We start from the raw sequence: 9,294 nt of genomic DNA on the forward strand, positions 1-9,294 counted from the left end.
CATCGCAGGGATGGCTACGGCACCGCGACCGGTGCCCCGAGAAGCGCTGCGAACCGTGCGTTGCTCCGCCGGGCACCCGCCGCACCCACAACCGACTCCCACTGACGGCACACCCCCGCCACGAACGCCTCCACCGCCACCCGATCCGCCGCCCGCCACGAAGGAAACTGCGCCGCCCAGTCGAGCGCCTCACGGGCAGCCACGTCAGCCTCCATCAGCCGCACCGCTGTATATGCCACATCCACCCAAGCCGGGCCGGCAGCAGTCATCGCCCAATCGACTAGCCAAGCCCTCCCCGCCCCGGTGAGCAGGTTGTGCGGGTTGGTGTCGGTGTGCAGCAGTGCACTGCCGGACAGCAGCGCCAGCTGCTCCGCGTCCAGAACATCCGCGAACCGGGCGGCGAACGAGGGCACCCCCGCGGGAGCCGCAACGCCCTGGACTGAACGCAGCACACGGGCAACCAGCGCACGATTCGATGGCCGCGACAAATCCGCATGCTCACCGTCAACATGATCGAAGACCAGCAGATCCCAGCCGCCGGCCACAACCTGCCAACGCAGCACAGGACTCGCCGGACCTACCAGCGGACTGACGGTGACCTCCCACCGCTGCGCCTCCCGGCCCCGCCCATCCTCGACCGGCACACCCTTCACGAAGAAAGCTCCGTCGCCCGTGACGAGACGCACCGCCACGGCGCAGGTGAGGCCATCGGCAATCGGCTCTGCCGCCAGCGCGGCCCCGGTGCGCGCCTCAACCGCTGTACGAGCAACGGCAGGTAGGTCGGGCCAGTCGATCCGCGGTGTCATCAGCGACCTCCTCGACGGTGGCGGGGCCGACTGTCGACCCCGCCACCATCATCCAGGTCTAGCTCTGCGTTGCCCCGCACTTGCGGCAGCGCGCAGCACCCGACCACTGCACCCACTCGTGGTCACACTCGCTCACAGCCAACGCTCCTTCGAGTTGATCGCGATTTGCGGCAGTTCCATTGTCCCGCATCCCACGCCTGAGAGGGCGCGTTTCAGCAGGTCAGCGCGGGAATCTTGTCAGCCAGTCCGGCACCGGCTTCCCCTCGCTTGTGTAGTGCTGCAGGGCGTACTTGTAGCTCAGCAGGTCAACCGCACGCGCCGAATCGGGACCCTTCAGGGTGGCCGGGCTATCCCGCTCCAACTGCCCCAGGGCGGACTGCCGCTGATCCCGATAGACCCGTGGCCGCTTCTTCTCGAACTGGAGGAGCAGCCGGCGTAGCCGGTCGTCGTCGAGTTCGTTCGCGGCCTCGTACAGCCGGTGAAGCTCATCGCGTCGCAGATCTTGCGGGGAGGCTTGCCGGCCCGCGCGAGCGCCAGCGAGTGCGGAGGAGTATTGCAAGCCTGCCTCTCCTCCGTCCGTCTTCTTGTCCGTGTTGTCGTCCGTCTTACAAGTACTTAGGGACTGGTCTGCCGAACGCCGGTCGGCCGAAGACGGGTCCGCCGAGTACTGGTCGACCGAACGCGGAGAACCCGTACTCGGCGGGACCTGCGGCAACCTCTCAGGGGCAGTGGAAACATAGGTCGTCGTCTCCCACCGCCCACGCTCCCCTCGCCGCCGTATATGCACGACATAGCCTTCACGCTCCAGCTCGCGCATCGCCATCTGCAGAGCCTCCCGACCCTCCGCCGTGAAGCCCTCCTTGCGCGACGTAGCGCCCCAGCCGGCCAGCTTCGCCAGCGTGATGTCGTTGTCCGGCGGATAGCTCAACAGCTCCAGCAGGAGCCCCTTCGCCCGCCAGCTGATCCGGCGGCTCCTCGCCACCGCGTTGTCCACCCCGGTCCAGCCGGTCTCCGGTAGAACCCTGACGACCTTCATCGCGCCCCCGCCCGCAGACAGGCAGGCGCGCAGCCCTGTGCACCCAAGGCCAACTCCTGGATCTCGCGGGACCGCACCCGCGGGTATGGGAACGGCCGGGCAGCTGAAGCTGCCCGGCCTGAGGGGTCTCGGGGTCAGCCCATCTGGGCGCGCCGCACCCGCAGGGCATCAAGGAACGCCTGAGCCTGAGAGATGAAGATGTCGGCATCCGGGCCGGCGAGCTCAAACTCTCCCTGGCCCTGGACGTAGATCACGGGGCCACTCGTCGTCGACATCTCGTCGAGCTGGAACAGTTCAGCTCGGACCAGCACTTCCCCGTTGGGGTCAGCGAGCATGAGCTCAGAGCTGCGGTGCGCGGTGTCCCGCTGTGAGTAGTTGTGCCGCTTGGGCTGGTCGCGATCCTTGCACCACGACGGGCACGCGGTCGGGTGTGAGACGACGCACTCGGCTGGGCTGGTCTGGGCCGGAACCGTGGGAGCGAGTAGAGTCATGGCAGAGCTCTCCTTCATTCACGTGTGGATCTCTACTGGTCAGCGGGTTGCAGCCCGCTGGTCGAACTGGCCGGGCGGGTGATGACCGCCCGGCCTTTCTGCTGCTCAGGCCCCGAGTGCCGCGATGGCCTCTCGGAGGTCGGAGGCGGCAGAAGACTGGTGGTAACGGGGTGCCGCGAGTATCGAGCCCACCCGATGCGCCCTCTTATTGATCCACGAGATCTGGGCTTCGGTAGGCAGGGCCAGGACCGGCGCCATTGCCTCCGCAGCCGCTTCGACCTCGCCCAGCTGCACCTCGGCGGTGGCCAGGTAGATGTGGCAGAGCCGCTCGTCGTCGAGGGACCGCTGTTCCGGCGGCATCTGCTGCCAGGAGGCAATAGCTGCCATGGCCTCGGCCGCTGCGGTGCGGGCATCGTCGCCGCCGTTCAGCCAGATCAGACTTGATGCGGCGTAGTAGCGCTGCTTGGTCTCGGAGAACTCGAACAGGCCGGCCAGTGAGTCGGGGCGGTTCGCTCGTTCCCGGGCCTGCTCGGCGAGACGGAGGGTCTGGTTGGCGGCGCGGGAGTCGCCGAGGTTTGCGAGGCACTGCACCTCGCCGCACAGTAGCCGCGCCTCGCCGGTGCCGGGCACATTGCCCGCGTACTGAAGGCCGTCGCGAACGTATTCAAGGGCGATGCCGTAGTCACCAGAGAAGCGGGCGATCAAGGACTGGGTGCCGCGCACCCACATCAGCAGCTCCGTGTCTCCGGCGTACTGGGCGCAGCGCCCGGCGGCACGCGCGTGCTCTAAGGCCGCATCGGCGTTGCCCAGGTCGAGCGCGGCATAGGCGAGGATCCCGGAAAGGCGTCCCGCGGCGACGTAGAGGTCGGCGCGCTCGTGCGGTCCGTGCCGGTAGTCCCGCAGCCGCTGGAGTGCATCCCGTCGCAGGGCATCGGCACGCATGAGCATCGGCGCGGGGGGAGCAGCCAGGTAGTCGACCGCGGTTTCCTCGACCCCTGCCTGCAACTGGTCGAGCTCCAGGTCGGCGAGCTCCATCAGGTCCCGAGACGTAGCGAGCGAAGCGGCGAGCGTCCTCCGAGTAGCAGCCTGCCGCTGCCGCTCGGTGTCCTCACTCTGGAACGCGGCAACCAGTCGACCGCCGGCCTGGAGTGTGATGTCAGACGCTTCGGCGAGGTCGCCGCTGGGGGCGCGCCGGCCAGTCTCGACGTTGTGCAGGTGGGCGCGGGTCACGTGGACCTGGGAGGCGAGGGCGCTGAGGGATAGGCCGGCGTCTTGCCGGCGTTGGCGGAGCTCCGATCCGAAGGACATGCCGCAATCCTGTCGCCGTTTTCGGGTGGTGCGGAGGGGGCTGGCGTTTTCAGATCCGCCTGCTGCCAATTGACAACAGGCTGGATCTGGATGCTGACCCGGCGTGGTGGTGCGCTGGAGTCATGACAACAAGTCGTCACTCGCTGTCGGGGGATTTGCTCTGCTCGCTCGGTTTGGCTGGCCCGCGACCGCGTCGGTTTCGCTCGCTGAAGAAGCGTTCGACGGGAAGCCAAGGCACCGCCAGGGCGTTTCCAATCTTCTGCCACTGCTCTCGGGGGATAGGCCAATCCGGGTCGGTCTTGGCGATGTGCATCACCCCCTGGCGGGTGATCGGCCGGGAGACCAGACCTCGGTCAGTGACACGTCTGGCGATCTCTGAGAAGTTCACCATCTCCGGGATTCCCCCCCTTTCTTCAGTGGCGGCCATGCAATCATCCTCCCACGATTTCGGCAGTACTTGTCAAGCAGTAAGAACGTGCTCTAGGCTCGAAGAGCACGAAGCCCCGGCGGTGGTTGCACACCAAACCGGGGCCATAGGGCGACCCTTCCTGGCGTCGGTGGTTGCACACCAATGCCAGGAAGAGCCAGCCCGAAGCCGGTGGTTGCACACCGGCTCGGAGTATCCGGAACCACCTGCGCTATCAGGAGGGCCAGACGTGTCTCATGGTACTTGCGTTACCGCCAGTGCTGAAAGCATCCCCACCATCCCGATGTCTGCGGCTGACCGTGCGGCCCACGAGGCCGGTTCTTTCGTCCGTGTCTCGCCGGAGACCGCCCGTGCTGTGACCCGCTTCGAGGTTGCCGCGCTGCGGGTCGCGGAACTGGCCGGCCTGGACGCCGGGGACATGACCGGCGCCCAGTTCGACTCGCTGGCTCTCGCCCAGGACACCATGGCCGAGTCCCGGTGGATGCTGGAGCAGGCCGGCCTGCTGCACCTGATCGACACTTCCACTGTGGTCCCGGCGGTGGCGAAGTGAGTACCGCTCCCGCCCCGTTCCCGGGTGACTCTGATCCGTCTCTTCCGGAGGCTGCTCGTCGCGCGATGCAGTCCGAGGTGTCGGCTGCTCTGGCTGAGCAGCGTGCTGGCGACCGTGTCGCTACCGTCCTCGATCTGCAGGCCCGTAAGGCTGATCCGCTGTACGTGCGGAAGATGCAGGCTCTGGCCCGCCAGTTGTTCGCCGAGGCGGCTGCTGCGACCGAGCAGCCGGTGTGGGGCTGGTGACGGTGTCGACTCCGATGGAGCGTCTGCTCCGCAACCTGGCCGAGTGGCTGGACGCCACGGCCCCGCTGGCCGGCCCGACTCCGACGATCGCCACGGTCGACGTCGGCGACTTCCCCCGCACCCGCATGACCGCCCATCTGATGGCGCCTGCACAGGTTGACCGGCTCTCTGAGCTCCTGGCTGTCGACGCAGCTGTGCTGGCCGCGAACCGGGCATCGAAGTCCGGTTCTTGATCGCCGTGCCCGGGGGCTGACTACTCCCGGCGCCCCCGGGCGCGGTCACCACTTCGCACCTCATCCCATTCGTGCATCACTCGCCGAGAGGCCATGCCGTCATGCCAGGAACCCCGACCGAGACCCACGTTCGCCGCGCCGAGAAGGGCGTCGATGGCAAGCACCCCATTCACGACTTCGTGATCAAGGATGGCTCTGCCGCGGCCGTGCCGCACGCCCTGCTCGCTCTCGTCACCGAGCAGCAGGCGACGAACGCCCACCTGGCCAGCATCGCCGACAGCCTCGGTCGCATCGCCGCCGCGCTGGAGGAGCTCGCCGTCAAGGAAGCGCCGACCCCGGAGCCCGAGCCCAAGCGTCGCCTGTGGCTCCCCACCCGCCGCACCGCCTGATCGCCACCCGATCCCACCCCACCGCCCGCTTCTTCCGAGAGGACCACCGCCATGTCGCTCCGCCTGATCTCCCGCCCGTCGACCAAGAACGACGCCTCCTACCGCGCCGACCTCATCACCCGCTACGTGCGGGCTGACGACTGGGCGGAGGAGCTGAACCTGCTCGCCGAGGCCACCCGCTACGACAAGGCCAACCCCGGCGCCCCGTCCCTCGTCGACGAGCTGCACGGCGCCCGCCTGGGCGACGTGGCATGACCGAGACCGACAGCCAACCAGCGAGGAGAACCGCTATGCAGACCAACCTGACCGGCGAGGCCCGCAATGCCCTGCACTGGGCGGCTGCCGCCCTCGGCATGAAGCAGATGAACGAGGCCAACGGCGACCCGCTCCGCGGCGACAGCCTCGCTGCCTACGAGCGCTACCAGGACAACGCTCGGGCCCACGGCCTCACCGACGCGGACATCCGCAACTACTACGCCCAGCTCGCCGCGACCTGACGGCTGCCTGTGGCCCCGGACTCAGCGCCGGGGCCACGGGGAGCCGGGGCAGTCCCGGACCACACATCGCGAGGAGATCCGCATGGCGATCCGCAAGAGCTACGTCCCCGGTCACGTCCACGGCTTTCTCGTCCCCGAGTACCGCGTCAATGGCGACGGGTGGGGCCGCAGCTACCGGACCGAGGAGGAGGCCAAGAAGCGCGAGGCCGAACTCGCCAAGAAGCGCGACGCCGAACAGGACTGACGGCTGCCCGCCGGGCCCGACACGTGCGGGCCCGGTCGAGGGGAGCCGGCCAGCCGGACCACCGAACACCCAGCCCTTCATCGATTAAGGAGAGAGCCATGCCCGAGTGGGAGCCCACGAGGCGCGGAGTCAAGGCATTCCTGGCGCAACTGGACCCGAACAAGACCTACTACACGGTCCACACCGAGTACCAGCCGTGGGGTGAGGAGAGGACCTGGCGGCCGTGGCGGTTCGACCAGAGGAAGCCCCCGTTGGGTGGCTATTGGTGCGGCGCGGTATCGGCTGAGGGCGCCCTCCGGCGCTTCGGGCCCATCTCGGACGAGCGTCCGGGCTCGCACATCCGGCCCATGTTCGCGTGTGACGACGATGGCTTGTACGCGACCCCGGAGGACGTGCTGAAGGTGCTCGCCTCCCGCCGTGCGGAGGCTCGCCGCTGATGGCCGCCGTCACCACCGCCACGCGCGACGAGGCACTGGTCGCCCGCACCCAGGCTTCTATCGCGCAGTACGAGGCCGACATCGCGGAAATCCGCGCGTCGATCGCTTCCGGGATCGCCTCGGGCCGGCTCGACAAGGCCGAGGTCTTCACGCTCGAACGGATCGCCGCCGAGCGCCAGCAGCGCATCGAAGGACTCAAGTCCCTGACCTGACCGGCTGCCTGTCCGCCCCGGGTCACCACGGCCGGGCCGGGCGGGGAGCCGGCCAGCCGGACGGCACCAGTCCAGGAGAGGAATCCACATGAGCTTCTGCACCGGTGATCGGGTCACCGTTACCAACCCCAGCCGAGAGAACCGTGCAGCGAAGGGCAAGACCGGCGTCGTCGTCGACGACGGATCTAAGTCCGGCGGCCTGCTCGGCGTCAAGGGCATCGATGGCCGCGTCGCCGAGGCGATCAAGGGCGTCCGCGGCTTCTACCCCGAAGAGCTCAGCCCCGCCAACTGAGGGCAACGCGGCCCGACATCTGATCGCCCCCACCCGACCAATCGAGAGGAACCCTGCATGCCCCTGTTCCGGAAGAAGCACGAGACCGAGGTCTACGACGCCGGCTTCGGCAACTGGAACTTCACCTGCTCCTGCGGTGCGCAAGGGCGCGCCGTCCGATCCCGCCAGGAGATGGAGACCAAGGCCCGCCTGCACCGCCAAGCGGCACGCCGCTGATCGGTAGCCCTCAGCCCGCGTCTCGCACGCGGTCCCCTGGGGGATCCGACGCAGCACCCACCCAACCCCACCGAGAGGAGCCCGCCATGGGCTGGAAGAAGACCCCGGAACAGAAGCAGGCCATCGCCGACCACGAGGAAGCCAAGCGCGACCTGGCCCGCCACACCGACCCCGACAGCCCCGAGTACCTGGCCGACCACGACCGCGTCGTCGCTGCCGAGAAGTCGGTGCCCTGGTACCGCCGCTGACCGCTCGCCGGTAGCCCTCGCCGCCGGTCTCGTACCGGTACCGGCGGCCTGGAGATCCGACGAAGCACCCCACCCTCACCCCTGTCGAAGGACACCACCATGCAGCTCAGTCTCCTGATCGGCCTGACCCGGGCCCGTGTCGCCCTGCTGATTGCCGGGCTGGCCTGGTTCATGGGCCTGTCCGTACCGCCCGGCATCCGTGTTGTGATCGCCGTCCTCATCCTGGCGGGCATCGCTGCGGACGGCGTCGTCGAAGACCAGCGCACGAAGACCTCCACCACCACGGCGTCCCGCGACTACGACACCGCGGCCTGACCCCTCGCCCCTCGCACGGAAAGGAATGATCACGATGGCCACCGCCATCAAGCAGGTCAACGGCACGCCCGTCGACCCCGTCGAACCGCGGTTCGACCCGGTAGCCCTCGCCGAGGCGGAGTCGATCCGTACCCGCGCCCAGGCGGAGGCGGAGGCACTGCGTGTCGAAGCTCAGGGCAAGGCCGACGCCGAGAAGATCACGGCGAAGGAGGAAGCCGAGCGCCTTCGCCTGGCCAACGAGCGGAGCCGGCTCAAACTGGAGAAGGACCAAGCCGCCCACGACACCTACATCGCCGAGCAGAGGCGGAAGAAGGAAGCCGCCGACGCCGCAGCCGAAAAGGCCCGCAAGGCGGTCGAGGCAGAGGAAGCCGAAGGAGCTGCGCGGGACGCTGAGCAGCAGCGCAGTGAGACGGTCTGGAGGTGGGGCGCCCGCGGCATCTACGCCGTCTGCCTCGTCCTTGCCGCCCCGGTGCAGTTCCTTGACTTCTGGGATGAGAAGCGGCCGTTCCTCGTCGCTGCGCCCGCCATGCTGGAGGGCATCGCCCTGGTGCTGGCGTGCGGTGCCGCCTGGGCGGTGGCCCACCGGCGGGACGTTGCGCCGTACCGGGTCGGCATCATGCTCGGCGCCGCGATCGCCGCGACGATCAACTTGCGTGGCGGGCTGACGAACCCTGCCATCGGAATCAACGCCGGCCTGGTCGGCGCCATCGCCTCCATGGTCGGCCCGATCGTCCTGATGGCCTACGAGCACGGCATCGCCCAGAAGGCCGACGGAATTCCGTCGTGGCGCGAACGGCGCGCGGCTGAGCGCGAAGAGAAGCGTGCGGCCGACGAGCGCCGGAGGGCTAGGCAGGAAAAGGCTGCGGCAGAAGAGCGGGCTGCAGTTCAGAAGGCCGCCCAGCAGAAGGCCGCGGAAGACGAGCAGGCGCGCAAGGACAAAGACCGCCGCGAACACCACCCGGACGTGTGGGAGGTTGCCGAAGCGCTCCGTTCCGCGCGCGGGTCCCAGTACGTCACCGAGCAGATTTGGGCGGACGCCTGGTACCGCGTCACTGGCTCGAAGGTGGTCGGTGTTCGGCCTGAAATGGAGGCCGAGAGTAGGGCCGCCCAGGCCCGCATGAAGGCCATCACCGAGATGCCGATACTGGGCAACTCGTCGCAGGTCGGATCCCAAAAGGCCCCCGCCGTAAAGAAGGCCTCCGGAGCCCCCGACGGGCGCCGCTTCAACGGGGGCACGCCGCCCGTCCGGCGGGCCGGTGACACGCAACCGTACTGCGATGCCGCAAAGAAGCAGGCGGCCCTCGAACAGGCCGGCACAACGTCAGCTAACAAGACCATCTGAGGAGGC

At 68.5% G+C, this 9,294-nt stretch carries 19 protein-coding genes; 14 read left to right on the forward strand and 5 right to left on the reverse strand.

Annotation, left to right across the window (positions count from 1 at the left end; translation table 11 throughout):
• Positions 1–14 precede the first annotated feature (14 nt).
• The 5 genes from ACFV1J_RS17720 to ACFV1J_RS17740 form a co-directional block, all read right to left on the reverse strand.
• Positions 15–806, reverse strand: a complete 792-nt coding sequence (locus ACFV1J_RS17720; RefSeq protein ID WP_385859024.1) for a phosphotransferase — start codon at positions 804–806, stop codon at positions 15–17.
• Between the two features lie 220 nt (positions 807–1,026).
• Complete coding sequence (locus ACFV1J_RS17725) at positions 1,027–1,842, reverse strand: hypothetical protein (RefSeq protein WP_385859026.1); 816 nt, start codon at positions 1,840–1,842, stop codon at positions 1,027–1,029.
• A gap of 134 nt (positions 1,843–1,976) precedes the next feature.
• Positions 1,977–2,333, reverse strand: a complete 357-nt coding sequence (locus tag ACFV1J_RS17730; protein ID WP_385859028.1) for a DUF6907 domain-containing protein — start codon at positions 2,331–2,333, stop codon at positions 1,977–1,979.
• A gap of 105 nt (positions 2,334–2,438) precedes the next feature.
• Positions 2,439–3,641 (reverse strand): helix-turn-helix transcriptional regulator, encoded by a 1,203-nt coding sequence (locus tag ACFV1J_RS17735; protein ID WP_385859030.1) that lies wholly within the window; start codon positions 3,639–3,641, stop codon positions 2,439–2,441.
• A 136-nt stretch (positions 3,642–3,777) separates the two neighbouring features.
• On the reverse strand, positions 3,778–4,068 hold the full coding sequence (locus ACFV1J_RS17740) for a hypothetical protein (RefSeq protein WP_385859032.1): 291 nt from the start codon (positions 4,066–4,068) through the stop codon (positions 3,778–3,780).
• A gap of 355 nt (positions 4,069–4,423) precedes the next feature.
• On the opposite strand from ACFV1J_RS17740, the gene ACFV1J_RS17745 reads away from it, so the two are divergent.
• The 14 genes from ACFV1J_RS17745 to ACFV1J_RS17810 all read left to right on the forward strand — a co-directional run bounded on the left by ACFV1J_RS17745 (position 4,424) and on the right by ACFV1J_RS17810 (position 9,288).
• A complete protein-coding gene (locus tag ACFV1J_RS17745) occupies positions 4,424–4,618 on the forward strand; it encodes a hypothetical protein (RefSeq protein ID WP_385859034.1) in 195 nt (64 codons plus the stop codon).
• 65 nt (positions 4,619–4,683) lie between these two features.
• A complete protein-coding gene (locus tag ACFV1J_RS17750) occupies positions 4,684–4,863 on the forward strand; it encodes a hypothetical protein (RefSeq protein ID WP_385859037.1) in 180 nt (59 codons plus the stop codon).
• 14 nt (positions 4,864–4,877) lie between these two features.
• Complete coding sequence (locus ACFV1J_RS17755) at positions 4,878–5,096, forward strand: hypothetical protein (protein ID WP_385859039.1); 219 nt, start codon at positions 4,878–4,880, stop codon at positions 5,094–5,096.
• 101 nt (positions 5,097–5,197) lie between these two features.
• Complete coding sequence (locus tag ACFV1J_RS17760; protein WP_385859041.1) at positions 5,198–5,485, forward strand: hypothetical protein; 288 nt, start codon at positions 5,198–5,200, stop codon at positions 5,483–5,485.
• Between the two features lie 51 nt (positions 5,486–5,536).
• On the forward strand, positions 5,537–5,740 hold the full coding sequence (locus tag ACFV1J_RS17765) for a hypothetical protein (RefSeq protein ID WP_385859043.1): 204 nt from the start codon (positions 5,537–5,539) through the stop codon (positions 5,738–5,740).
• 35 nt (positions 5,741–5,775) lie between these two features.
• The gene (locus tag ACFV1J_RS17770; RefSeq protein ID WP_385859045.1) at positions 5,776–5,982 is read left to right on the forward strand and encodes a hypothetical protein; all 207 of its coding nucleotides are present in this window, start codon (positions 5,776–5,778) and stop codon (positions 5,980–5,982) included.
• An 82-nt stretch (positions 5,983–6,064) separates the two neighbouring features.
• Positions 6,065–6,226 carry a hypothetical protein gene (locus ACFV1J_RS17775; protein WP_385859047.1) on the forward strand — a complete coding sequence of 54 codons (162 nt, stop codon included), beginning with the start codon at positions 6,065–6,067 and terminating at the stop codon, positions 6,224–6,226.
• A 98-nt stretch (positions 6,227–6,324) separates the two neighbouring features.
• A complete protein-coding gene (locus tag ACFV1J_RS17780; RefSeq protein ID WP_385859048.1) occupies positions 6,325–6,663 on the forward strand; it encodes a hypothetical protein in 339 nt (112 codons plus the stop codon).
• Positions 6,663–6,875, forward strand: coding sequence for a hypothetical protein (locus ACFV1J_RS17785; RefSeq protein ID WP_385859050.1), 213 nt, complete (start codon positions 6,663–6,665; stop codon positions 6,873–6,875). The genes ACFV1J_RS17780 and ACFV1J_RS17785 overlap by 1 nt, the downstream gene beginning before the upstream one ends.
• An 88-nt stretch (positions 6,876–6,963) precedes the next feature.
• The gene (locus tag ACFV1J_RS17790) at positions 6,964–7,167 is read left to right on the forward strand and encodes a hypothetical protein (RefSeq protein ID WP_385859052.1); all 204 of its coding nucleotides are present in this window, start codon (positions 6,964–6,966) and stop codon (positions 7,165–7,167) included.
• A gap of 57 nt (positions 7,168–7,224) precedes the next feature.
• The gene (locus tag ACFV1J_RS17795; protein ID WP_385859054.1) at positions 7,225–7,383 is read left to right on the forward strand and encodes a hypothetical protein; all 159 of its coding nucleotides are present in this window, start codon (positions 7,225–7,227) and stop codon (positions 7,381–7,383) included.
• A gap of 86 nt (positions 7,384–7,469) precedes the next feature.
• The gene (locus tag ACFV1J_RS17800) at positions 7,470–7,631 is read left to right on the forward strand and encodes a hypothetical protein (protein ID WP_385859056.1); all 162 of its coding nucleotides are present in this window, start codon (positions 7,470–7,472) and stop codon (positions 7,629–7,631) included.
• Between the two features lie 99 nt (positions 7,632–7,730).
• Positions 7,731–7,946 carry a hypothetical protein gene (locus ACFV1J_RS17805; RefSeq protein ID WP_385859058.1) on the forward strand — a complete coding sequence of 72 codons (216 nt, stop codon included), beginning with the start codon at positions 7,731–7,733 and terminating at the stop codon, positions 7,944–7,946.
• A 34-nt stretch (positions 7,947–7,980) separates the two neighbouring features.
• A complete protein-coding gene (locus ACFV1J_RS17810) occupies positions 7,981–9,288 on the forward strand; it encodes a hypothetical protein (protein ID WP_385859060.1) in 1,308 nt (435 codons plus the stop codon).
• The last annotated feature ends 6 nt before the right edge of the window (positions 9,289–9,294 follow it).

This window comes from Streptomyces sp. NPDC059649, assembly GCF_042734445.1.
Classification (GTDB): Bacteria; Actinomycetota; Actinomycetes; order Streptomycetales; family Streptomycetaceae; genus Streptomyces.